The 24,379-nt window shown below is 71.3% G+C and carries 19 protein-coding genes and 1 pseudogene; 12 read left to right on the forward strand and 8 right to left on the reverse strand.

Annotation, left to right across the window (positions count from 1 at the left end; translation table 11 throughout):
* The first annotated feature begins 97 nt into the window (after positions 1-97).
* The 3 genes from AB0C30_RS09590 to AB0C30_RS09600 are packed head-to-tail and all read left to right on the forward strand — an operon-like array spanning position 98 to position 8,425.
* On the forward strand, positions 98-427 hold the full coding sequence (locus AB0C30_RS09590; RefSeq protein WP_357941413.1) for a hypothetical protein: 330 nt from the start codon (positions 98-100) through the stop codon (positions 425-427).
* A 22-nt stretch (positions 428-449) separates the two neighbouring features.
* Positions 450-7,871, forward strand: a complete 7,422-nt coding sequence (locus AB0C30_RS09595) for a zeta toxin family protein (RefSeq protein ID WP_357941415.1) — start codon at positions 450-452, stop codon at positions 7,869-7,871.
* Positions 7,872-7,873: 2 nt separating this feature from the next.
* Entirely contained in the window at positions 7,874-8,425 is a 552-nt protein-coding gene (locus AB0C30_RS09600) for a hypothetical protein (protein WP_357941417.1), read from the forward strand.
* Between the two features lies 1 nt (position 8,426).
* Here AB0C30_RS09600 and AB0C30_RS09605 read toward each other — a convergent pair whose 3' ends face one another.
* Entirely contained in the window at positions 8,427-8,765 is a 339-nt protein-coding gene (locus AB0C30_RS09605; protein ID WP_357941419.1) for a hypothetical protein, read from the reverse strand.
* Positions 8,766-9,013: 248 nt separating this feature from the next.
* Between AB0C30_RS09605 and AB0C30_RS09610 the strand changes: the two genes are divergently transcribed.
* Positions 9,014-10,078 (forward strand): FxsB family cyclophane-forming radical SAM/SPASM peptide maturase, encoded by a 1,065-nt coding sequence (locus AB0C30_RS09610; RefSeq protein WP_357941421.1) that lies wholly within the window; start codon positions 9,014-9,016, stop codon positions 10,076-10,078.
* Complete coding sequence (locus AB0C30_RS09615) at positions 10,075-10,899, forward strand: hypothetical protein (protein ID WP_357941423.1); 825 nt, start codon at positions 10,075-10,077, stop codon at positions 10,897-10,899. Before AB0C30_RS09610 ends, AB0C30_RS09615 begins: the two co-directional genes overlap by 4 nt.
* 15 nt (positions 10,900-10,914) lie before the next feature.
* On the opposite strand, the gene AB0C30_RS09620 is transcribed toward AB0C30_RS09615, so the two are convergent.
* A complete protein-coding gene (locus AB0C30_RS09620; protein ID WP_357941425.1) occupies positions 10,915-12,144 on the reverse strand; it encodes a transposase in 1,230 nt (409 codons plus the stop codon).
* Between the two features lie 86 nt (positions 12,145-12,230).
* Here AB0C30_RS09620 and AB0C30_RS09625 point away from each other — a divergent pair, with 86 nt between their 5' ends.
* Positions 12,231-12,470: a hypothetical protein gene (locus AB0C30_RS09625; protein ID WP_357941427.1), complete on the forward strand. Its 240-nt coding sequence runs from the start codon at positions 12,231-12,233 to the stop codon at positions 12,468-12,470.
* A 73-nt stretch (positions 12,471-12,543) separates the two neighbouring features.
* On the opposite strand, the gene AB0C30_RS09630 is transcribed toward AB0C30_RS09625, so the two are convergent.
* From AB0C30_RS09630 to manD, 4 genes are read right to left on the reverse strand one after another with little or no spacing between them, the layout of a single operon-like run.
* A complete protein-coding gene (locus AB0C30_RS09630; protein ID WP_357941429.1) occupies positions 12,544-13,581 on the reverse strand; it encodes an L-idonate 5-dehydrogenase in 1,038 nt (345 codons plus the stop codon).
* The gene (locus AB0C30_RS09635; RefSeq protein WP_357941431.1) at positions 13,578-14,960 is read right to left on the reverse strand and encodes an MFS transporter; all 1,383 of its coding nucleotides are present in this window, start codon (positions 14,958-14,960) and stop codon (positions 13,578-13,580) included. The genes AB0C30_RS09630 and AB0C30_RS09635 overlap by 4 nt, the downstream gene beginning before the upstream one ends.
* A 27-nt stretch (positions 14,961-14,987) precedes the next feature.
* Complete coding sequence (locus AB0C30_RS09640; RefSeq protein ID WP_357941433.1) at positions 14,988-16,454, reverse strand: mannitol dehydrogenase family protein; 1,467 nt, start codon at positions 16,452-16,454, stop codon at positions 14,988-14,990.
* A complete protein-coding gene (gene manD, locus AB0C30_RS09645; protein ID WP_357941435.1) occupies positions 16,451-17,659 on the reverse strand; it encodes a D-mannonate dehydratase ManD in 1,209 nt (402 codons plus the stop codon). Before manD ends, AB0C30_RS09640 begins: the two co-directional genes overlap by 4 nt.
* A 115-nt stretch (positions 17,660-17,774) precedes the next feature.
* Between manD and AB0C30_RS09650 the strand changes: the two genes are divergently transcribed.
* From AB0C30_RS09650 to AB0C30_RS09675, 6 genes are all read left to right on the forward strand, one after another.
* A complete protein-coding gene (locus AB0C30_RS09650; protein ID WP_357941438.1) occupies positions 17,775-18,485 on the forward strand; it encodes a GntR family transcriptional regulator in 711 nt (236 codons plus the stop codon).
* A 46-nt stretch (positions 18,486-18,531) separates the two neighbouring features.
* Complete coding sequence (locus AB0C30_RS09655; protein WP_357941440.1) at positions 18,532-19,503, forward strand: MerR family transcriptional regulator; 972 nt, start codon at positions 18,532-18,534, stop codon at positions 19,501-19,503.
* A gap of 17 nt (positions 19,504-19,520) precedes the next feature.
* Positions 19,521-20,909 carry an amino acid permease gene (locus tag AB0C30_RS09660; RefSeq protein ID WP_357941442.1) on the forward strand — a complete coding sequence of 463 codons (1,389 nt, stop codon included), beginning with the start codon at positions 19,521-19,523 and terminating at the stop codon, positions 20,907-20,909.
* 89 nt (positions 20,910-20,998) lie between these two features.
* Positions 20,999-21,799 carry a PAS domain S-box protein gene (locus tag AB0C30_RS09665; RefSeq protein ID WP_357941444.1) on the forward strand — a complete coding sequence of 267 codons (801 nt, stop codon included), beginning with the start codon at positions 20,999-21,001 and terminating at the stop codon, positions 21,797-21,799.
* Entirely contained in the window at positions 21,783-22,250 is a 468-nt protein-coding gene (locus AB0C30_RS09670) for a hypothetical protein (protein ID WP_357941446.1), read from the forward strand. The genes AB0C30_RS09665 and AB0C30_RS09670 overlap by 17 nt, the downstream gene beginning before the upstream one ends.
* 68 nt (positions 22,251-22,318) lie before the next feature.
* Positions 22,319-22,804: a DinB family protein gene (locus AB0C30_RS09675; RefSeq protein ID WP_357941448.1), complete on the forward strand. Its 486-nt coding sequence runs from the start codon at positions 22,319-22,321 to the stop codon at positions 22,802-22,804.
* An 11-nt stretch (positions 22,805-22,815) separates the two neighbouring features.
* On the opposite strand, the gene AB0C30_RS09680 is transcribed toward AB0C30_RS09675, so the two are convergent.
* A complete protein-coding gene (locus AB0C30_RS09680) occupies positions 22,816-24,165 on the reverse strand; it encodes an FtsX-like permease family protein (RefSeq protein ID WP_357941450.1) in 1,350 nt (449 codons plus the stop codon).
* Positions 24,162-24,379 (reverse strand): annotated as a pseudogene (locus AB0C30_RS09685) (ABC transporter ATP-binding protein); the annotation flags it as partial. The gene AB0C30_RS09680 and the pseudogene AB0C30_RS09685, both read right to left, overlap by 4 nt.

Raw genomic sequence — 24,379 nt, forward strand, 5'->3', positions numbered from 1 at the left:
AGATCGTTTCGACGATCGGTGAAGCGTGGTTCCGTCGGGTCCGTCGCGCACTAGCGTCTATTCGCGGTACAGGCGTACGCGCGTAAAGGACAGGCCCATGGGGGAGCGGCTGGAAATCCATCGGCACGTGGTCGATGGCGGGGTGGCGCGATGGACGGACGCGGCCGTCCAACTGCGGGACAAGCTGGCCGAGGCCAGGGGCAGGATCGAGAGCCTGCACGCCGCCGCGCCGTGGGGGCACGACTCGGCCGGTCGGGAGTTCGAGCAGGCGTACCTGGCCGACGACGGCCCCAACGCCATGCTCCGGGCGGGCGCCGAGTCGGCGGACTTCGCGGTGGCGGCCGGTCCCGCGGTGACGGAGAACGTGGCCAACTCGGCCGGGGCCGACGCCGACCTGGTGGCGCCCAGACGCGTGATGCCGTCCTGATCATGCGTGGGGAAGGGAAGGCGTGACCCGAAACGTCAGCACCCCGGTCACCAGCCCTCTGGCCGGGCAGGACGACACGATCGGCAGCGGCGGTTATGCCACGGACATCACGCCCGCGTGGGGGACGAGTCTGCCCGCGTGGTGCGACGCGCTGATCGCGCTGCTGTCCTCCGGACAGATGTGGCCGGAGGCCAGCGAGTCCGGCGAGGCGGCGCTGGCCGTCGCCTTCGAGGACTGGAGCCAGGCGGCGCTGGAGTTCGCGGCGGCCGGGGGCACGGCGCGTGACCTGATCATGCAGGGCTACTTCGGCTCGGCGGCCGAGGAGTTCAAGAGGCAGGCCGACCAGCTCCTCGCGGAGGGGAAGGGCATCCCGGCCCTCGCCGCGCTGGCGCACGCGTACGCCCTCCAGCACGACAGTTACGCGCGTGAGACGCAGTACGCCAAGTTATTGATCAACGCCGGATTCTGGATCACGGTCTCGTCCATCGCCATCTCCGCGTTCGCGACGGCGGCCAGCGCGGGCGTTTTGACGCCGTTGATCGGCAAGTTCGCCGGACGGCTGCGGACGTTCATGGACAAGGTGTTCACCTGGCTGGAACGGGTGGCGAAGGGCAGGTACGCCGGGTCGGCCGCCATCAAGCAGGCGCCGAAGCTGGCCGCGCTGGGCGGACGGCAGGCCGGCAAGGGGCTGCTGGCCAGGGCGGCGGCCAGCCATATGCTCAGGGAGATTCCCGAGGAGATCGGTGAAGGCTTCCTGATGGACTACGTCGCCCAGAAGGAGCAGATGGATCGGGGCACCCGTACCCAGTGGGACGGGCAGAAGACCGCCTCCACGATCCTGGGCGACGCCTCGGGCGCGGTGCTCGCGTCGAAGGTGGCCGGGCCGGTGGCGGGGCTCGTCGGGCGGCTGCCCGGAATCAGATCGCTCAACGCCGCCGCGGGCGATGCTCCCGGAGCGCTCAACGCCGTCATGCGCTTTCCCGGCAGGGCGTTGCAGACCGGCCTCACGAACGCGGTGATCTCGACGCCGGCCGGCCTGGTCTCCAACGGCATCGTGTACGGCAAGTGGGACATGCCGACCGCGGAATCGCTGCTCGGCGGCGTCGTGGCGGGCGTGGGGCGGACGAACACGATCAGCCCGTTCAGCGTCGACGTCATGAGCGCGATCATCCACCCGCGCCAGGCCCTCGACACGGCCACCACCGCCGCACTGGCCGGCGACACGGCCCGCGCCGCCGCGACCGCCGCGCCGCCCGCTCCGGCGTCGCCCGTCTCGGCGCCGCCGGACACACCTGCTGGTCTCGGTGGGCCGGTCGAGGCCAGGGGCTTCCCGGCGCAGGACGTGGCCGCTACCCGGGAACGTGCGGAGGTCCCCCGGGGCGTACCGGACACCAAGGTGCCGACGTCCAGGCCGGAACCGGCCGGTAGCACGAGGACGTCACACCGCCCGGAACCGGCACAACAGGCACCAGAGCACCGGGAACCGGGACAGCAGCCCCGACAGGAGCCACAACAGCAGGCGGACCCGACGGACCCGACGGACCCGACGGATCCGGCGGGCCAGGCGGACACGACCGAGCACGTGGACACGCGCGAGCACGCTGAGCCGTCACCTCCCGCCGACCCGCTAGCTCCCGCCGAGATAGCGGATCCTACGGTCAGCCCGCAGGCCAGACCGGCCGAGGCGCCCTCTGTCCCGCCGGACCACACCCCCGTCCACGACGATCCCTCGTTCGACCACGTCCGCGACAACCTCAGCTCCACCCAAACCGACGCCGTTCATCGGGCCGAGCCGACAGCCACGGCGCAGGCGGACATCCCGGGCGGCACCCCGAGTGACGGCCCGCGCACCGCCGAGGACATCCCCACCCGGCGCCCGCAGGCGAGCACCGCCGATCCGGTGACCGGTGGCCGGAGCTTCTTCGACCTCCTGAGCGGCAAGGACGCCGTCCCCCCGCAGATGTACGGCCCGGCCCAAGACCGGAGCCAAGGGCGGCCGTACCAGTACGAGACCAGCGGCCCCGACCAGTGGAAGCTGACCGAGGAGGACAACGACCTCATCTTCCGGCGGGACATCGTCCCCGACCTGATGGCGGGCGTCAGACGGCCGGAGCACCCGCGCATCGTGTTCATCGGTGGCCAGGCCGCGTCGGGCAAGACCACCGCCCAGCAGTCGGCCATGGACGGCATGGGTCCCGACCGCGCCCTCATCGCCGACTTCGAGGGCCTGCTGAAGTACCACCCGAGGTACGCCCATCTGATGGCCGAGAACGACCGAATAGCCGCCAAACAGGCCGGCGGCGACGCGTACGCGTGGATGAAGAAGGTCATCGCCCTGGCCGCCGAGCTGCGGGTCAACCTCATCCGCGAAGGCGCGATGAACAGCAGCGAAGGCGTCGAGGCCGAGGCCGCCCAGTTCCACGCCCTCGGTTACCGCGCCGAGGCCCACGTCATGGCCGTTCCGGCGCCGATCAGCCGCCTGTCCGTGCTCAACCGCTACCAGCAGATGCGCGACCGGGACGGACACGGACGCCTCGTCTCCCAGGACATCCACGACCAGGGCTACGGCGGCATCCCCGACACCATGCGAGCCATCGACCGGGCCAGGTACCTGGAAGCGATCACCCTCCACCAATGGGGCGGCGAGATCGTGTACCGCAACTCCCTCGACGACACGGGACACTGGCGCGGCCCGGCCAGAGCCGAGGAGATCCTGCGGGAGGCGCGTGAGCGCCCGTTCACCCAGGAGGAGACCGACTGGTTCCGCAGGACGTACGCGGACCTCGACGGCAGGCTGCCGGAAGAGTTGCGGGCCCAGCTGCCCGAGATCGCCGACATGGCCGCCGCGCACGGCGTGGATCTCGATCCGGAGGGCCGGGCGGAGCGGCTTCGGGAGCGCTACACGGCCCAGGCGGACGGCGTCCTGCGAGATGAGCAGGTCGAGCAGCGCGAGCGGCTCTGGCAGGAGCACCAGCGCCGGCTGGCCGAGGCGGCGCCCGCCGAGCGCGAACGGCTGAGCCGGGAGCTCGCCGAGGAGTGGGACCGCCTGGCCGAGCAGCATGAGCTCGGCCGGGCCGGGCTGCGCGTGCTCGCGTACTGCACCGAATGGGACCCCCACAAGGGCGGCATCATCGCCGTCAACCGCAAGCTGGTCGAGGGGCTCGCGGAGGCGGGGCATGAGGTGTACGTCCGCGTGGGGCACGAGGTGCCGAGCGGCACGGGCGGCGAGCGGCTGCACGTGATCGGTCCTCGGCAGTACGACCCGGGGCGCAGCGAGATGGACCAGCTGGCGTTCGACGGCGAAGAGCTGCCACCGGACGTGGACGTGGTCATCGGACACAGCCGCTACTCCGGCCCGGCGGCCCTGCGGGCGCGTGACCAGCTGTATCCGGACGCGCCGCTCGTGCACGTCCTGCACATGGTGACCGGCGCGCTCGGCCGGATCGCGGACATGGAGGCGCTGGGCCGCGACTTCGAGGGCATCGAGCGGGCGCTGGTCGCCGAGGCCGACATGCTGGCCGGCGTCGGCCCGGTGCTCGCCACGGAGGCGCAGCGGCTCGCGGACTCCAACCCCGGCGATCGTGTGCCGCCCGTCCATGAGCTCCTGCCCGGCGTGCCGTTCGAGCTGTCCCGGCAGCGGCCCTTCTTCGGGGAGCGGACCCGTACCGTCCTGCTCATCGGCCGCGCCGACGCCGCCCAGAAGGGTGGGCACGAGGCGGCGCTGATGATCCGGGAGCTGCAGAAGGACCTGGACGTCCGGCTGGTCATCCGGGGCGCGGCCTCGGAGACCGTGCCCGAGGTGAAGGAACGGCTGTCGAACGTGGCGGGCCGTGAGGTCGAGATCAAGCCCTTCACGCTGGACCGCGAGGAGATCCTGGCGGACATGCGGAACGCCGACGTGGTGATCATGCCGTCGCGGGGCGAGGGGTTCGGGCTGGTCGGGCTGGAGGCGGCGGGCGCGGCGGTGCCCATCCTGGTGCCCCGGTCGAGCGGCGTCGGCGCCCTGCTCGGCGATCCCGGCCGCTTCCCGCCGGAGCTCACCCGCGCCAGCCTGGTCGAGCAGGGGTTCGAGGACAGGGTGCCGGTCGAGCGCTGGGCCACGCACCTGAAGGAGATCCTGGGGGACCTGCCCAGGGCGCAGGAGAAGGCTCGTCAGCTGCAGCAACTCCTGCGCGAGGCGAACGCCACGTGGAAGGGCGCCGGCGAGTCCCTGGTGGCCGCGGTGCAGGACCTGGCGACCCGGCAGGGACTCGCGGCGGGGCACGCGGCGGCGCCCGAGCTGCCGCCGATGCCGGGCGAGGGGTGGGTGAACTGCGCGCAGGGCCACGCCCACTGGGGCCTCTTCGGCGGGGCCGGGCTGCTGGTCCACCACCGCGCCCCCGGCGGCGAGACGCACGTACTCATGCAGCAGCGCGATCCGTCCGTCGACCAAGGGGGGACCTGGTCCCTGCCCGGCGGCGCGCGGGACAGCCACGAGTCGGCGGCCGAGGCGGCCCTGCGGGAGACCGTCGAGGAGAGCGACCTGCCGCCCGGCGAGGTCCACGTCGAGGAGGTCGTCAGGGACGACCACGGCGGCTGGTCGTACGACACGGTGATCGCCTCTGTCGCCGAGCGGATGCCCGTCGCCGTGAAGGGGAGCGAGTCCGGGGCGATGGCCTGGATCCCGATCTCCAGGGTCACGGAGCTCGACCTGCACCCCGGCTTCGCCGCCAGCTGGCCGCGCGTCCGAGCGGTGCTGGAGGGCGAGTCCCCCGTCCCGGCGGAGAGCGAGCCCGTCTATCCGGCGGCGGCCAGGTACGGGTTCGCCGACGCCCCGGCCCTGACCCTGCCCGCCCATCCCGTCACCGGCGCCCGGGTGACGAGGAGAGAGCCGCTCGCCCACGGCGACGGCCTGCTGAACCGGGAGCTCGTCACGTTCGACGACGGCACCCAGGCGACCTACGAGCGGTACGCGCGCGCGGGCGACGCCACGGTCAAGGTGCTCGACTCGCATGTGGGCCGCGCGGTCGGCGCGCGGGTCCCGCTGTCGTACGCGCTCGGCAGCCGGGACGTCTACAGCGACCACATGCCCGGCGAGCAGGCGACGGACCAGTCCTGGCAGCGCGCCGCCACCCGTGACGGCGTGTTCCTCGGCCTGTATCACGCGGTGACCGCCAAGCACGGCGTCACCCTCCAGGATCTCGCGCTCGGCCGGGGCGGTGCCCTCCTCGGGGTCGGCGACGGGGCCGCGTCCCACCTGCTGCTCCCCGACGCGGCGAACCCGTTCGTCCGCACGTTCTTCCGCGAGACCGAGCCACGCGTGTTCAGATGGGTTGACAACCCGATCCCGCCGAACGACATCGCGATCATCAAGCGGCAGCTGGACGGTCTGCGCCCGCTCTTCGAGCGCATGAACCGGCTCCACCTGCACGAGGCGATCCTCCAGCGCCTCTGGCACGTCGCCGAGCACGCGCGGGGCACCGGGCCGCTGCTGCCCAGGGCGGCGGACCACGCGGTCACGCTGCCCGTGACGGAGCCGGTCGGGCACTACGCGCCGCCTCCGCCGCCCGGCTCCCCGGAGCGCACGCACCACCGCCAGGTCGCCGAGGCGCTCCTGACCGGGGACGGCGCGTTCACCGACACCAGCCCCGCCAAGACGCACACCATCAACGCCCTCGCGGGCAGCATGCGGTCCTCGACGCCGGAGCTGGTCCTGGCCGCCGTCGGCCTGCACGTCGGCTCCGACATGGTCAACCGCCTGGGCGACGGCGACTACGTCCTCGCGCCGTTCAACGAGCGGTATCCGTCCATGGGCGCGCGGGTCCTGCACGTCGACGCGCTCGACCCCGCCGACCCGGCACACGCGCCGGACAGGGTGGTACGGATGGACGATCCGTTCGCCGAGATCCTGGTGCGGCGGATCGCGGTGAGCGAGCTCCTCGGGGCCTGGGCGCATCGCAACGCCAACAGCAACGTACGGGTGCTGGCGCTGCAGGAGGTCGTCCAGGAGGAGTTCGGTCTCACGGAGGCGATGTCCTGGCCGATGGACGGCAAGACGCGCAGCGCGGTCGACATGGAGCTCCTGTACAACCGCAAGACGCTGCGCGAGTTCATCCGCCGCCAGTACGAGCTCACCCAGGCCGAGCTGGCCCGGCGCGGCATCGAGGAAGTGATCGCCTACCGGGGCATGGCGTGGCCGGAGGGCGAGCACTCGGCGTGGGCCGGGCTGCGTCCGGGGGACATGTTCGAGATGCGGCACCGGCCGCTGGCGAGCTGGTCCGCCGACCGCCAGGTGGTCATGGACTGGCTGGACTCCCTCCCCGGCCGCGGCGTGCTCCTGATCGACAGGAAGCCCGCGCGGGACATCATCTCCGTGCCGCTCACGGGGATGGGCTTCTTCGGGCAGCGCGAGTTCGTCTCGCTGCCGGGCGATCGGCTGGCGACGCTGGACCACATCTCCGCGGGGATCGGCGGGTCCTTCGGGGAGGCCGAACCACCGATGGCCGTCGGCGACCACGGCGGCTGGACCCTGCGGCCGACCCCCGTGACCACGGGCGAACTCGACCTCACCGACCCGCTGAGCCACCGGATCGACCGGGTGCTCAAGGGGCAGGAACCCTATCCGTCGTGGTGGCCGCACGACGACTCCGGCTACCACGTCACCAAGCGCGATCTCGACTTCCTCGGCATGTCCCCCATGCAGCTCAAGTGGCTCGTCACCCGGCAGGCCCCCATGGGCATGACACCGGAGCGGTATCACCGCTACGCCGGCGAGCTGCTCGACGCGATCGGGCGCGACGGCATCGGACCGGCCGAAGTGGACATCCGGCTCAAGGGGACCGGCGCCGAGTTCTTCGCCGGGCTGCACAAGACGTTTCCCGCCGAGGACGAGCTGGCCGGCAACCCGGAGGCGCTGCGCAGGCTCCGGGAATGGTTCGGCGACGACCCGAACCGTCCGTTGCGCCGCCCGTTCGACTCGATGTACCGGCTCGGCCTGGAGCAGCCGCCCAGCGACTATGACATGGACATCTCCAGCAGCGCGATGGTGCAGGTGGCCCGCTCGCACTGGCCGCCCGGCCGCTATCCGGGCGACTTCATGGGCGGCCACGGCTACATCGACAAGGACAGCCTGATGAGAGCCTTTCCCGAGCTGGCGGCGTGGAAGAATGACTGGGAGACGGCGCTGGGGCGGCCCATATCGCTGGGCCTGTTCGAGTCCAGCGGGCCGTTCGACGGGACGAGCATGGGCTCCGAGCTCTCGTCGCACTTCCGCGACACCGACTGGATCATCCACCGCCCGGCCAACCCGAGAGCCTGGCTGACCACCTGGCCGTCACCCGACACGGGCGGGCCGTTGGCGGACGTGCCGCCCGGCCGGCCGTCCACTGACGGGCCGTCCACCAACCGGCCGTTCGTCGATGGACCGTTCACCGACGGGCCGTCGACCCGACGAGAGGGAGAGTGACGATGCTCTGGCCGGCACTCCGTGTCCTGGCCCACGGGCACCTGGCCGCCGATCAGGTGCGGCAGCTGATCGGCGCCCTGGACCTGGACGAGGTCCCGCGTGCCGAAGGGCCGGGGGAGGAGGCGAGCCTGGCACACCGTACCTTCACCGACGACGCCGGGGCGCGGCTCGTTCTGGACCTCTCGCGGGTCGGCGAGTCGGGCTGGCTGCTGGCCCTGTTCTCCGATGGGGCGCCGCCGCCGGAGACCGTCGAGAGCCACCGTCGGCTCCTCCGCGACGCCGCCGAACGCCTCGGCCTGACGATCGTCCAGGTCGACCCGCCGCAGACCGCTGACGAGGTCTTCCTGACGCCGACCCCGCCGGAGGGCGCGATCGGGGAGTCGTGGGAGCTGCCGTACGACGAGCTGGACCAGCTGTGGCAGCACCTCGGAGTGCGCGACGACGCGCCCCGTGAGGTGAAGAAGGTCAAGCTGGCGGCGATGACCCGGGCCCCCGTCTGGGCCGCTGCCCCGGACCGGCTACGCCGTCAGGCCGCCGACTTCCTACGCGACTGACTCACCGAGTGCCGATGAACGTCTGGCCGAGCAGTTCCTGAGACAGGTCCCTGGCCAGACCCGCGAGCGCCTCCCCGCTGTCGCCCGGCCCGAAGGCGGCGCCGGGGGACAGGCGCGCGGCCAGCTCGTCCAGCAGGTCGGCGATGATCATCGCCTGGAGCTCCGTGACGGTCACGTTGCGGGCCGGCTCGCCGGGCTGCCGGTCGTCGAGCCCACGATCGCCGGCCAGCCGCTGCCGCAGGTCCGCCGCCCGCTGCTCCAGAGTGATGGGCTCTCCCGGACCGTCCCCCTCATAGCGCAGGGACGTCAGGCAGTGCCGGAACGGATCCAGCTGCGACATTCGGGGTTTCGTCCTCTCAGCGGGCGACATCGTCAGGACCGCCATGCTACCGATTAATGCTGGACGCCGCCGAATGGCGGGGTAGGTTCGGCCACGTGCCACGCTCGCATGAAACCTGGCTGGGCGAGATAAAGCCCCAGGTCACGCCGCTGCCGCCGGAAGGATGGCAGCCATGGCCTTTGTGCCAGTTCATCCTAAAAATACATAGTAGATGCGACTTGAGGTGCGATTATTGTTAGGTCTACGAAATGGCCGATCAAAGCTGGAAAGAGCAGCCGCGTCGGGTTTCGAAAGACGTCATCGCGCACACCGCCTCCCGGATCGCCGAGCACGCTCACGCGCACCGGATGCCGTCCGTCCACCTGATCCTGCACGGCGGGGAGCCGCTCCTGGCCGGTGCCGACCACATCGCCCATACCGTCCGGGCCGTCAGGCAGGCCCTGGGGCCGGGCGTACGTCTCGACGTGAGCCTGCAGACCAACGGGATGCGCCTCGACGAGACGTACCTGAAGCTGTTCGACGATCTTGGGGTCCGCGTCGGCCTCAGCCTGGACGGCGACGCCGCCGATCATGATCGGCATCGGCGGCGGGCCGACGGGAGCGGTAGCCACGCGACCGTCTCCGCCGCGCTCGACCTGCTCACCGAGCGCTACCTCCACCTGTACGGCGGGCTCCTCTGCACGGTCGACCTCGACAGCGACCCCCTCACCACCTACGAGGCGCTGCTGGAGTCCGGGCCGCCGCGGATCGACTTCCTCCTGCCGCACGGCAACTGGGCCGAGCCGCCGCCTGGCCTGCCCGCCGAGGACGGCGCGACGCCGTACGCCGACTGGCTGATCCCGATCTTCGACCGGTGGTACGGCGCGCAACAGAGGGAGACCGAGGTACGGCTCTTCGCCGACATCCTGCACCTCCTCATGGGCGGCACGTCGTCGAGCGAGAGCCTCGGGCTGGGCCCGGCCCGGATGGTGGTGATCGAGGCCGACGGCGGCATCCAGCAGTCCGACACCTTGAAGTCCGCCTATCCCGGCGCTCCCGTCACCGGGTTCCACGTCGCCCGCGACACCTTCGACGCCGTGCTCCGGCATCCGGCCGTCATGAGCCGACAGCTGGGCGCCGAGGCCCTCGCGAAGGAATGCCAGGACTGTCCGGTCCTGTCGGTCTGCGGCGGCGGCCTCTACGCGCACCGCTACGACCCGGACAGCGGTTTCGGCAACCGTTCGGTCTACTGCGATGACCTGTTCCGTCTGATCACCCATATCCGCGGCGAGGTCGAACGCGACGTCGCCGCCCTGCTGGAAGGGCGCCGATGAGCCTCAAGCACCACAGCATCCCGGACGAGCACTTCCACGCGCTGGGCTCGGGCGCGGGCGGCGCGCCGGCGGCCCGCCTGCTGCTCAGCGCCCAGCACAGCAAGCACGTCCTGCTCATCCACGGGGTCGGCCGCGCCGCCCCGGAGGCGTACCGGCTGCTGAGCGAGGCCCAGAGGCATCGCCCGGAGGCGGTGGCGGCCGTGCTTCGTCATCCCGCCGTCGGCGCCTGGGCCTGGCGTACCTACCACGCGCTGGCTACAGGGTCCGGCGGGCACTCGCCCGCCCGGCTGGCCGCCGTGGCGGCCGCGGCCGCCGTCCGTTCGGGCATGGACTTCGAGATCGAGGTGCCCGCCGAGGAGGGCGGCATCATGCTGCCGTCCCTCGGCCGCGCCGTACTCGCCGGCTCCGCCGGCTCCTCGGCGACGGTCAGGCGCGCGGGCGGCCCGGCGGAGGTGATCGGCGACGAGACGGTACGCATCCCGGACGATCCCCATCAGGACGCCCCCGGCTGGCAGGCGCTGCGCCGCCTGGAGGCCATGGCCCAGGGCGCGTCGAGCTGGAAGCGGCCCTGCTCGGGGGGCGTGACCAGGGGCTGGTGGCGTACCTGTGCGCCCGTGCCCTGTCCCGGATGGGGGACCGCGCCCGCGCCGCCCAGGTCGTGCGCGAGGCGACCCGGCCGCCCCTCACCTCCTACCAGCGGCGGATCTTGGCGGACCTGCGGTAATTGCCAGCATTGTCCGGCGCCTCGAACCTGCTGCTCGGTTACCCCAGCAACGGCAACGGCGGTCGTACCCTGCAGCACTGCAGCGGCGCCTCGGTGACGCCGAGCTACAACATCAACTACCACCGGGTGAGGCTGGTGGTTTGCTCTCGCGGTCCCGTCTGGGTGAGGGGAGGCCGGTAGCGTGTGGCTGGTTGATGGCAGCCCAGCCCGCTATGCCGCGTGTGGCGATGTTGCGGGCTGCGATGTGGTCGGCGTGCCCAGCGAGGCCACACCTTGTGCAGATGAACCGGCCCCGCGCCGGCCGGTTCGCCCTGCTGATATGCCCGCACTCCGGACACGCCTGCGACGTATACCCGGGGTCGACCAGGACGAAGGCGATCCCGGCTCGCGCGGCCTTGTAGCGGGTGAAGGTGATCTGCTGGGCGAAGGCCCAGCCGTGCAGGGTGCGCCGCTGGAACCGATGAACCCTTACCCGCCCGCGGATACCCTGCAGATCCTCCAGGGCGACACCACGGCCGGTGCGTTCGGCTTCGCGCACCACATGCTTGCTGATTTGGTGGTTGAGGTCGGTCATCATCCGGTGTTCACGGCCGGACAGGCGGCGCAGCACCCGCCGCGCCGCAGAAGTCCCCTTCTTCTGCAACCGCCGACGCTGGCGATGCCGCCGCTCCCGCAGGGTGCGGACATGGCCGTTACCGCCGACCGGCCCCGACAGCGCCGGACCGGGCAGCACCGCGCCATCGGAGGTGACCGCCAAATTGGCCACCCCTTGATCCACGCCGATGAAGCCGCTGACCGGCTCACGCAACGCCGGCTTGGGCAGGGTGAGGGCGACCTGCAGCAGCCACACGCCGCGCCGGCAGATCAGGTCGGCCTCCCCGAGCGGCAGGGCGTCCACGGCTTTGAGGTCTTCCGGCCGGCCGACGTAGGGCACGGTGACGCGGCCGGTGGGGGTCCACAGCGACATGCTGCGGGCGTCCCGGTTGAAGCTCATCAGTCGGGCGTCGTAGGGGACGGCGCCGTGCGGGCGGAAGATGTGGGCGCGTTTCTTGGTGGCGCGCCGGTTGGCGTAGGCGCCGGCGACCCGGGCGATGGCCCGCACGGCCGCTTGCGCGCCCAGCCCGGCCACCTGCGCCCGCACCTCGTAATAGGCCAGCCGATGCAACTCCACCACAGCGAAGACACGGTGCTGCCAGGCCAGGCGGGAGACGACGGTGGCCGCCTGATTGCACAGCAGCACCGCTGCTGCCAGCGCGTCGGCCTGGGCGGGTGCGGGTGTGAGCCGCAACTGTACGACCGTGGGCAGGCCGTTGCGTTTGGTGGTGGAGCGGCGGATCGCCATCGTGCACCTCCTGTCACAGGACCATCACCCACCGTACATATTACCGAACGTGACCGAGTCTTTCCATACTGTTTTCGAAAGGAGGGGTGGCGTTTTCTCCCGGCCCTGAAGGACCGGGTCTCCGCGCCACCATTCAGATGAAGTACGCGATGGTGTGCGACATGGGCGGCGGCTCCAGCGGCGGGCCGTGGTTCCAGGACTTCAACAAGGTCACCGGCACCGGCTACCAGATCTCCGCGCACGCGCTGCGCAACACCACCACGAGCTACGGCGCCTACTTCGGCCCCGAGGCGCTGAAGACCTTCCGCGCCGCCGAGGCCGCCTGACGCCTGTTCACCGCCCGGGCCGAGCCTGCCTGACCCCTGTTCACCGCGCGGGCCGAGGCCGCTTGGCCCGCGCTCATCGCGCCGCCCCGCCGAGCCGCAGCATCACCTTGCCGCTGCCGCTCGCGGGGTCGGCGGCGATGGCGAGCGCCTCGGCCGCCCGGTCGAGGTCGAAGCGATGGCTGATGATCGGGGAGACGTCGAGGCCGTCCCGCATGGCGCTCAGGGCCTCGTCGATCTCCTCGGCGAAGCGGTAGGAGCCGATCCAGGTGATCTCCCTGGTCACCAGGTCGCCGAGGGCCGCGGAGACGGCCGTGCCGGGCAGGCTGCCGACCTGGACGAGGGTGCCGCCACGGGCGGTCGCCCGCAGGACGGAGCCGAGCGCGGCCGGGCTGCCCGATGCCTCGAAGACCAGCTCGACGTCCTGGGGGAGCGTGGCGTCCCCGCCGACCTGGACGGTCTCGTCCGCGCCCATCGCGCGGGCGACGGCGAGCGAGGTCGCGGCGATGTCCGAGGCGATGACCATGCCCGCCCCGCGGTGTTTCGCGGCGGCCACGACCAGTGAGCCGATCGAGCCGGAGCCGTTGACCAGCACGGTCTTCCCGCGCAGGTCCCCGGCGCGGTGCACGGCGTGCATCGCCACGGCGAGGGGCTCGGCGAGGGCGCCGCGCTCGGTGTCCACGCCCTCGGGCAGCGGCCGGATCTGATCCGCGCGGACCACCCTGTACTCGCTGAACCCGCCGTCGGTGTGCGGGTCGAAGGCGGCCGACCCGAAGTAGCGGACCCGGGGGTAGAGGTTCGTGCGGCCGGCGAGCCGTTCGGGCAGGCGGCCGTCGCCGACCAGCTCGGCCGGGTGCACGGTGACCGGCTGCCCGACCGTCAGTCCGCTGACGCCCGCGCCGATCCCGGCGATCCGGCCGGCGACCTCGTGCCCGAGCACCAGAGGGTGCTTGAGCACGGCGGTCCCGGACGCCCCGTTCTTCCAGTACGAGATGTCGGAGCCGCAGATCCCGCCCCACTCCATGGCGAGCAGGACCTGCCCTTCGCCCGGCTCCGGATCGGGGCGCTCGTCGATCCGGAGGTCACCGGGACCGTGTACGACGGCCGACTTCATACCGCGTCCTCCAACCGGACCAGGTCGCGCCCGCGGGTCTCAGGGGAGAGGACGGCGGACAGCAGGGTGATGAGCGAGTAGACGACGAGCATCGCCGCGATGGGCCACCAGCTGCCGGTGACGGCGGTGAGGGTGGCGGCCACGACCGGGCCGATGGCGGTGGCCAGGATGCCGCCGATCTCCTTGGCCAGGGCGAGCTGGGTGAAGCGGGTCCGGGAGCCGAACAGCTCGGCCATCGTGACGCTCTCCAGCGAGAACAGGCTCAGAACGCCGACGTTCAGCCCGAGGATCATGCCCAGCATCAGGGCCGCCGTGCTGCCGGAGATGATCATCAGCATCATCGGGAACGCGAAGGCGATGGTCAGCAGCGTGACCGCGATGTACATCGGGCGGCGGCCGAAGCGGTCGCCGAGCAGGCCGACCACCGGCACGGTGACGAAGCCCACCAGCGAGCCGTAGACGATGGCGCTGGTCGGGATCGACCGGTCGACGAGCAGTGTGGCGGCGATGTAGCCGACGAGGAAGGTCTGGACCAGGCCCGAGTTGCCGGCCTGGCCGAACCGCAGGCCGAGGGCCAGGAAGAACGCCTTGCCCTTGCGCTGGCGGAGCCCGGCCTCGAGCACGCCCTCATCCTTCTTCTGGAAGACCGCCTCGGCCTGCGTACGGGACATCGCGACGCCGTCCACGACGTCGGGGCGTTCCTCGAAGACCGGGCTCTCCTTGAGATTGCGGCGTACCCAGACTGCGAAGACCATGACCACGAAGCTCAGCAGGAACGGCACCCGCCAGCCCCATGTGAGCAGCTGATCCTCACTGAGGACGGCGAGCAGGATCGCCCACAGGCCCGACGCCGCCAGCGTGCCGGTGTTGGTGCCGAGAGACACCAGCGAGGAGATCAGGCCGCGACGCTTTACAGGGGCGTACTCCGCGAGCATGACGGTCGCCCCGGCGATCTCGGCGCCGGCCCCGAAACCCTGGATGAGCCGCAGGGCGACCAGCAGGATCGGGGCGAGGATGCCGATCACCGCGTAGGTCGGCAGGACGCCGATCAGTGTGGTCGAGGCGCCCATGAGCAGGATGGTGATGATCAGGACCTTCTTGCGGCCGATCCGGTCGCCCATCCGGCCGAAGTAGATGGCGCCGGCCAGCCGGGCGACGTAGCCGACGCCGTAGGTGGCCATGGCGGCGATCAGGCCGATGGCCGGGCTGACGTCCGGGAAGAAGATCTTGTTGAAGACGATGGCGGCCGCCAGCGAGTACAGCTGGAAGTCCATGAACTCCATCGCCGTGCCGAGCCAGCCGGACATGGCCGCCCTGACGAGGTCGCGGGTCGTTCTGGTCACGGCGCCCGCGGGCTCCATGTGGGTGCTGTCTGTCATCGTGAACCTGTCATCGTGTACTCCGGATCAGATTTCGACGTGGCCGGCCCGCAGAGCGGGCAGCCGGTCGGCGATGCCGGCGACGAGCGCGCCGTCACCGGCCAGGTCCGCCGCGCCGAGCACGTGAAGCAGGCGGCGGATGGTGTCTTCGTGGTCGGCCGCCTCATGCCAGCAGGCCGCCAGCTGCGCGGCGGCCGGATCGGTCGTGCCGAACAGCTGGCCGTCGTCGGCGGGGCGGGTGGCGTTCGCCCAGGCGGCGAGCGCTAGTTCGAGCGCCGGGGTGGCGGCGCGGGCGGCGCGCAGCGAGCGCAGGGCGCCGAACCAGCGTTCCGGGATCTTCCGGGAGCCGTCGGAGCCGATCTGCCGGAGCAGGTGCCGGATTTTGCGGTTACGGAACCGTTTGACCAGGTCATCAGCGTAGGCGACCGGATCGGGGCCGCCCTCGGGCAGCGTCGGCGCGACCTCCGCGCTCAGCGCCCGGACCAGCCGTTCACCCCAGCCGGTCTCCAGGACGTCGGCGATCGTCGCGCAGCCGGCCGCCGCGCCCAGATAGGCCAGGGCCGAGTGGGACCCGTTGAGCAACCGCAGCTTGGTGAGCTGGTACGGCACGACGTCGGGGACGAACAGGGCGCCGTCGAGCTCCCATGACGGCCGGGGCCCGGCGAAGGAGTCCTCCAGGACCCACTGCCGGTACGGCTCGCCGACCACCGGCACCTCGTCCCACACGCCGAGCGCGGCGCGGGCCGCCTCCCGGTCCGCGTCGGTCGTCGCCGGCACGATGCGGTCGACGATCGTCGAAGGGAAGGCCACCGACGTCGCCATCCAGTCGAGGACGGCCCGCCGGTCGGGCCACGAGGAGGCTTCGACGAAGCCGCGTACCACCGTGCCGAGCGCGGCGCCGTTGGCGGCCATGTTGTCGCAGGACACGACGCTGATCGGGGCACCACCGGCGCGCATCCGCGCGGCGAGCCCCACGGCGAGCCCGCCGACGACCGTGGTGATGTCCGCGGTCCGCGCCGCCGCGAGGTCCGCCGCGATCTCCGGGGCGCCGGTGTCGAGCCCGTCGGCGCCGGGGCGGCGGTAGTGGCCCGCCTCGGTGATCGTCAGGGTCACCACCGTGACGCCGGGATCGGCGAGCAGCTCGTCGACCCGCTCGGCGTCCTGGCGCATCCCCAGGGCGCCGACGATGGACCCGATCGCGCGGGTGGTGGTAGCCGTGGGGCGGCGCTCGGCCACCGAGTACAGGCAGTCCTGCACGCGCATCGCCTTGACCACCCGCGTCGAGCGTGGGGCCACGGCGACGATCCCCCACGGCTCGCCGCTCCGGGCCGCCGCGCTCTCGGTGTAGACCGCCTGGTGGGCCCGATGGAACGCGCCGAGGCCGAAGTGGACGACCTTCGGGCGCAGTTCCCGGGGATCGACGGCCGGGCGCAGGTCAGGAGCGATCCGGTCGAGCGTGGCGAGGCTCAGCGAGGGCAGGATCGAGGTCTTCACCAGTCATGCACCGAGCCGTCGAGGCGCCGCGCGACGGGCAGGTAGCGAGCCTCATAGGGGAAGCGCGCGGCCTCCTTCTCGTCGTACTCGACACCGAGACCGGGCTCCTCCGACGGGTTGAGCATGCCGTCGGCCAGCGTCACCCCGCTGCGGAAGACCTCCGCGGCCTCGTCGGGGTGGCCCATGTACTCCTGGATGCCGAAGTTGGGCACCGAGAGGTCGACGTGTACCGCGGCGGCCAGGGTGATCGGTGAGAGGTCCGTCGCCCCGTGGGAACCGGTTCTGACCTGGTAGAGCGCGGCCAGGTCGAAGATCCGGCGCAGGTGCGTGATCCCGCCGGCGTGGACGACGGTGGTGCGCACGTAGTCGATGAGCTGCTCGGTGATCAGGTGCTGGACGTCCCAGATCGAGGTCAGCGCCTCGCCGACCGCGATCGGCGTCGTCGTGTGCTGACGGATGAGCCGGAACGACTCCTGGTTCTCGGCCGGTGTCGGGTCCTCCATCCAGAACAGCCGGCAGTCCTCCACCCGCTTGCCGAAGCGGGCCGCCTCGATCGGCGTGAGCCGGTGGTGGATGTCGTGCAGGAGGTGGAAGCCGAAGCCGAAGCGCTCGCGTACGGCTTCGAGGTAGGTCGGCGCGAACCCGAGATAAGCCTCGGTGTCCCACGGCTGCTCGTCGGGCAGCGAGGACGCGGCCGGTTCGTACACCTTGCCCTTGCGGATCCCGTAGGTGCCGCCGACGTCCGGGACGGCGGCCTGGGCGCGGACCGCCTTGTAGCCGAGATCGAGGAACCGCTCGACGTCGTCGAGCAGGGAGGGGACGTCCATGCCGCTGGCGTGTGAGTAGACCATGACGCCGTCACGGGAGCGTCCGCCGAGCAGCTGGTAGACCGGCAGACCGGCGACCTTGCCCTTGATGTCCCACAGGGCTGTGTCCACGGCGGAGATGGCCGTCATCGTGACGGGGCCGCGGCGCCAGTACGCGCCACGGTAGAGGTACTGCCACATGTCCTCGATCCGCGCCGGATCCTTGCCGATCAGCAGCGGTACGAGGTGCTCCTGCAGGTAGCTGGCCACGGCCAGCTCGCGGCCGTTCAGCGTGGCGTCGCCGAGGCCGGTCACACCGTCCGAGGTCGTGATGCGCAAGGTGACGAAGGTCCGCCCCGGGGAGGCCACGAACACCTCGGCACGCTCGATCTTGCTCACAGGTCCACTCCTTCGGACGATCTCCGACACTCTGTAGTCGAGCAGTACTGATATACAAGCATCTGTCGCACAGATGCGCAATACTAGTTGTGCGATGACCGGGTAGGGTGAGCGTGTGGCCGGATCGAACCAGCGGCGGACCAGTCGTCGCACTGTTTACGAGGCCCTGCGCCGCAAGGTCCTGACCCTTGAGCTCCCGCCGGGGACGGCCCTGTCCGAGAACGAGCTCGCGGCCGCGCTCAAGGTGAGCCGCACGCCGGTCCGCGAGAGCCTGATCCTGCTGTCCGAAGAGGGCCTGGTCCAGATCTTCCCCCAGGTCGGCTCGTTCGTCTCCCGCGTCGACCCGGCCAGAGTGGCCGACGCGCAGTTCCTGCGTGAGGCCGTGGAGCTGGCCTCACTCGACGACCTGCCCGCCGAGCTCGACACCGACCTGGTCGAGGAGCTGCGGCAGAACCTCAGGGACCAGCAGCGGCCCGACCTCGACATCGAGGGGTTCTTCGCCCTCGACGAGGCCTTCCACCAGGGCCTGCTGCGGCTGAGCGGGCACGGCAGCGCCTGGACGACCGTGGCCTCGGCCAAGGGGCATCTGGACCGCGCGCGCCGGCTCGGCCTCCATGTGACCTCCCCGACGAGCTTCGCCGCCCAGCACGTCGAGATCCTCGACGCGGTGGTCCGCGGCGACGTGGTGCTGGCCCGCACGGCCATGCGCACCCACTTGAGGGCGGTCTTCAACGACGTCGAACGCATCCGGGAGCACTCCCCGGAGCTGTTCGCCACGGACTCCGGCTCGGCTCCGGTCCGCCGCAACGTCGTCGTCTGGGAGTAAGGGCGGGCTTGAGTCTCCACTTAGGGGAGGCGCAAGGGTGGAAGGCATGGACGGCGACACGCTCTACTCGATCGGCGAACTGGCGCGGCGGACCGGCCTGACGGTCAAGGCCATCCGGTTCTACTCCGACCGCGGGATCGTGCCGCCGACCGGCCGAAGCCCGGCCGGCTACCGCCGCTACGACGTCGACGCCCTCGCCCGCCTCGAACTGGTGCGGACGCTGCGCGACCTGGGGCTGGACCTGCCCACGATCCGGAAGGTCGTGGACCGGGAGGTCTCGCTCGCCGAGGTCGCCGCGGCGCACGCCGACGCGCTGGCGGTGCGGATCCGCACGCTGCGGCTGCGGCGCGCGGTGCTGACGGCGGTGGCCAGGCGCGGGTCCACCCCTGAGGAGATGGATCTCATGCACAAGTTGGCCAAGCTCTCCGAGGACGAACGCCGCCGGTTGATCGGCGACTTCCTCGACACCGCCTTCGGCGGCCTGGACGCCCACCCCGGGTTCGCGGGAGTCATGCGCTCGATGACCCCCGAACTGCCCGACAATCCCGAACCCGAGCAGGTCGAGGCGTGGGTGGAGCTCGCCGAGCTGTCCCAGGACCCGGACTTCCGGGCCGGCGTGCGGCACCTGGCCGAGCAGTACGCGGCCGAGCGGGCCCAGAGCGACACCACGCTCCCGCGCCGCGACTCCGCCGCGATGGTCCGCGACGAGGCGGGTCCGGCCCTGGCGGCCGGCATCGACCCCGCCTCGCCCCGAGCCGAGGCGGTCGTGGCGGCGGTCACGGCCCGATACGCGCACGTCTACGACTGCCCCGACGACGCCGATCTCCGGCGCCGCCTGCTGGTACGGCTGGAGAGCGCGAACAACCCGAGCTGGGAGCGCTACCTGCGGCTGCTCGCGGTGATCAACGGCTGGCCCGCCCCGGAGAGCCTGGCGCCGGCGCTCGACTGGTTCATCCGCGCCCTGCGGGCCAGCGGCACGCATAGTGCCAGTTCAGAGGGGAAAGAGGGACGCATGTAGCCATTGATGGGGGCGTCATGGTCTCTTCGCAAGGTGTCTTCAGGCGCAAACCGGTGGAGCAGATCGCCACCGAGCACGAGGGGGAGCTGTCCAGGTCACTCGGTCTGTGGCAGCTCACCGCCATCGGGGTGGGCGGCATCATCGGCGCGGGGATCTTCGCCCTGGCCGGCGCGGTCGCCAACCAGACGGCGGGGCCGGCGGTGCTGGTGTCCTTCCTCATCGCGGGGGTGGCCAGCGCCGCCGCCGCGTTCTCCTACGCCGAGTTCGCGGGCATGATCCCGAAGTCGGGCTCCGCCTACACCTACGGGTACGCGGTCCTGGGAGAGATCGTCGGCTGGTTCATCGGCTGGGACCTGCTGCTGGAGTACACCGCCATCGTCGCGGTCGTGGCCATCGGCATCTCGGGCTACTTCGGCTTCCTCGTCCAGCAACTCGGCTTCACGCTGCCCGCCTGGATGCTCGGCGCGCCCGGCACCGGCACCGGGCACGTGGTGGACCTGTTCGCGGTCCTGTTGTGCCTGCTCATCGCGTACCTGCTGAACCTCGGCATCCGCGCCGCCGCCAGGTTCGAGACGTGGGTGGTGGCCATCAAGATCGCCGTCGTGGTGCTGGTGATCGTGGTCGGGTTCTTCTACATCAAGCCCGCCAACTACACGCCGTTCTTCCCGTTCGGGATCGGCGGCGCGATCACCGGGGCCGCGACCGTGTTCTTCGCGGTGTTCGGCTACGACGCGATGAGCACCGCGGCCGAGGAGTCGCGGGACGCCCGGCGGCACATGCCGAGAGCGATCATCTACTCGCTGACCATCTCGATGATCCTGTACGTGCTGGCCACGCTCGTGCTCACCGGCATGCAGAACTACCGCGACATCGACCCGGAGAGCGGCTTCGCCACGGCGTTCGCCTCCGTGGGGCTGTCCGGGCTGGCCTCGCTGATCGCGGCCGGCGCCGTGGTGGGCATCCTCACGGTCATGTTCACCTTCATGCTCGGCGTCACCCGGGTCTGGTTCTCGATGAGCCGCGACGGGCTGCTGCCGCAGTGGTTCGCCAAGCTGCACCCGGTACGCCGCGTGCCCACGAGGGTCACGTGGATCGTGGGGGTCGCGTCGGGGGTGATCGCCGGGTTCCTGCCCATCCGGGAGGCCGCCGAGCTGACGAACATCGGGATCCTGCTGGCGTTCGTGGTCGTGTGCGTGGCGGTGATCGTGCTCCGCTATCGGCAGCCCGAGCTGCCGCGTACGTTCCGCACACCAGGCATGCCGGTGGTGCCGGCCCTCGGGGCGCTCTTCTCGATCTGGCTGATCACGTTCCTGGACCCGCTGACGTGGCTGCGGTTCGCCGTCTGGTTCGTGCTGGGGCTGATCATCTACTTCACCTACAGCCGCCGGCACTCTCAGCTGGCCTGACGCTCCCTGGACCAGATGCCCGAGGGGGCCGCGCGGGTGGGGTGTGGATAACCGCTCGATCGCTAACTATGTGCATTAACCTAACCACCGTGAGTAACAGAGCCGCTGCCGGCGCCCCCCTCCTTCGCCGTACGATCGCTCGCGTTCTGCACCGCATCGGGCGGCGCGGCGCCTCCCTGGCGTTCGTCGGTCTGCTAAGCATGGCCATCGCCGCGTCCCTCGCGTTCGTGCCGGCCGATCAGCGGGTCGCCCCCGGATACGCCATGCTGGCCTCCATCGCCCCCTTGACCGTCTGGGCGCTGGTCTGGTGCGCCACCGGCGCTCTGTGCCTGGTGCAGATGTTCATGCGCTCGGACCGGGTGGCCTTCGCCGCCGCCACCGCGCTGCTCATGATGTACGGCCTGGTCTACCTGCTCTCGACGTTCACCGGCGTCAACCCACGCGGGTGGGTAGGCGGCGCGGTCTGGCTGGCCTTCGGCGGCTGGATCGCGCTGATCGCCACCTGGCCCGAGGCCGTCGTGGTGAGCCGCTTCCCGGGTGGCCGGGCCGACGCGGCGGCCGTCATCGTCGCCGACGGCGCCGGAGTCATCCAGTCGTGGAACCCCCAGGCCGCGACCCTGTTCGGCTGGACCATCGACGAGGCGGTCGGACGGTCGCTGACCATCCTGATGCCGCCCCGCTTCCGCGGCCAGCACGCCGCCGGCCTGGCCCGGGTCGGCTCCACCGGCCGCTCCGACCTGGCCGGGCGGGACATCCCGCTGGTCGGCCTGCACCGCGACGGCAGCGAATTCGCCATCGCCCTGACCGTCAACGCCTGGCACAGCGATGACGGCGTCACCTATACCGGCGTGGTGCGGCCAGTCGGAGGCGGCAGTGTCCAACCTGAGTAACATCCTCATCCAGCTCTCCGTCGGCATCGTCCCGCTCGGCGTGGCCTACCTCGCCTTCCGCTCGGCCACCGACGCCAACAAGAAGACGCAGCAGACGGCGCTGATGCAGGCCGAACGCCACGCCGAGCTCGAACGCTCCAAGGTGGACGCCGACGCCTTCGTCCGCGCCAAAACGATCTACGAAGACGCGTTGACCCAGATGGAGAAGCAGGTGGCCCGCTTGCAGGGCCAGGCCGCCCAGGTCAGCGCCGACCTGGCCAGCGAGCAGACCGGCGCGGCCGCGATGCGCGAGCAGATCCGCCAGTTCCAGGCCCAGATCCGCGCCCTCGAGCGTACCGTGATCGCGCTGCGCGCCCAGCTCATCGCGGCCGGGCTCTCTCCCGTGGCGGTCTCCGAGACCACCGGGCCGTTCATGATCGGACATCCGCCGCGCCCCCGAACGGCGGAATGAGGCGGTCTGTCATCACTTCGCGGGCGGTCGCTAAGATCGGCGCCACCTCGAACGGTGGAGGACCGATCATGACCAAGGAGACGGAGACGCTCCTCGCGTCCCTGAACAGCCAGCGTGAGCACGTGCTCGGAATACTGGACGGCCTTCCGGCGGACGCGCTGCGGCGGCCGGTGCTGCCGTCGGGGTGGACGTGCCTGGGACTCGTCCGCCACCTCGCCCTCGACGTCGAGCGGTTCTGGTTCCGCGCCGTCGTGGCCGGCGAATCGGTCGAGCTCGAAAGCGGGGACGCCGCCTGGCAGGTCGCCCCCGACGAGCCGGTCGAGACCGTGCTGAACTTGTACCGGCGGGAGATCGAGCTGGCGAACGCCATCATCGCCGCCACCCCGCTCGACGCCGGACCGGCCTGGTGGCCCGACGAGCTCTTCGGTGACCAGCCGCCCCGGGACCTGCTCACGGTCATCCTGCATGTGATCACCGAGACGGCGTGTCATGCCGGGCACCTCGACGCGGTCCGTGAGCTGACCGATGGCCGAACCTGGCTCGTCCTGACGTAGCCCTCTGCCCGTCACTCGGTGCGGAGTTCGTCCGGGTGCAGGGTGCGGCGGAGGAGGGGACGGGCGGCTCTGGCCACCAGGAGAGCCGTCAATACGCCGATCAGCACCGTGAGGATCGCGCGGGTCGTTCCCCAGAGGATCGCTTTCGGTAGTTCCTGGAGGACGGACGCGTCGGGGATGAGGAAGACGGGGATGAGGACGACGCCCATCCCGGTGAGGGCGGCGATCAGGCACACCGGGATCGACGTGGTGAGCGCCTGGCGGATGAGAACCCGGCCCAAAGCGGGCACGGGCACGCCGGCGCCGGCCAGGGCCGCGAACGAGCGTCGATGATCCAGCAACGCCTCCGCCTGATGCACGATGAGGGCGGCGGCCGAGGTGGCCAGCGCGATCAGCAGGGCGATGTCTATCAGCAGGTAGGCCGTCATGAAGTAAGAAGGGACGACGTCGGCGCCATGCGAGAAGATGATCCCCTGGTTGGCGCCCTCGGCGGCGCCGAAGAACACGGTCAGCCCCACCACTGACAGTGCGCGGGCCCAGCCCCGTGGGTCGGCTTCCACGAGCCGGGCCGCGAGCAGGGTCTCGGCCGTCCGTGCGCGCCGCCCTATCCACCGTGCGGCCGCCCTGATCAGCCAGGCGGTGGCGAGGACCAGGCCGAACAGCAGGAGCACCATGCCGATGGCGATGATCAGCGGCGCGCCGTACGGCACGATCAGTTCGACGTACTCGCCGAGGAAGTCTCGGCCCTCGTTCGTCCCTACGGTGGCGAACGCCCCTAGTCCCGCCGCGACGAGCACCAGGTCGAGCACCCTCGGGCCGGTCGGCTGCGCCCGCCGGACCACGCCCAGCGGAGAGGACACCACGTGCCGTCCCGCCTTCAGTCCTGAGTACGTGCCGCTGAAGGTCACTACGGCGAGGATCGCCGGCATCAGGAGGGGGCGGTTCAGCGGCAGCGGCCATGACAGTGCCAGGTCGATCACCAGGTACACCGCGATGCCGATCAGCCCGCCCAGTGCCGCCCGCCACCCGCTCTCGTACGCCCCGAGCAGGCGCACGTGGCGCGGCGTGGCCCCGGCCAGCCGGAGGGCGGCCAGCCGCCGCTCCCTGGTGGCGCCGGCCAACCGGCTCACCTGGTAGAGGAAGGCCATCGCCGGGAGGATCAGCAGGGCGAGCCCCAGCGAGGTGAGGGCGCGCCCCTCGTCGCTGAAGACGGCGTCGACGCGGGCGTCCCACGCCTGGAGCAGGCTCACCGCCACGCAGAACAGGAAGGTCGCGAGCGCCGCCCCCGTGGTCATGAGGCGCCCCCGAATCCGTTCGCGTCGCGACCCGCCCTTGGCGAGCATGCGCATCACGGCGATCATGCGGCCACCTCCGCCGCGAGTTCGCCGTCGCGCAGCACGAGCTCCCGGTCGGCGTAGGCGGCTACCCGGTTGTCGTGCGTGACGATCACCAGGGTGATGCCGTCGGCGCGGGCCGTACGGGTGAGCTCGTCCATCAGCTGTTCGCCGGCCAGCGAGTCGAGCGCGCCGGTCGGCTCGTCGGCGAAGACCACGCGCGGGCCGGTGACCAGCGCGC

The sequence above is a fragment of the Nonomuraea sp. NPDC048901 genome (assembly GCF_040649695.1).
Lineage (GTDB): Bacteria > Actinomycetota > Actinomycetes > Streptosporangiales > Streptosporangiaceae > Nonomuraea.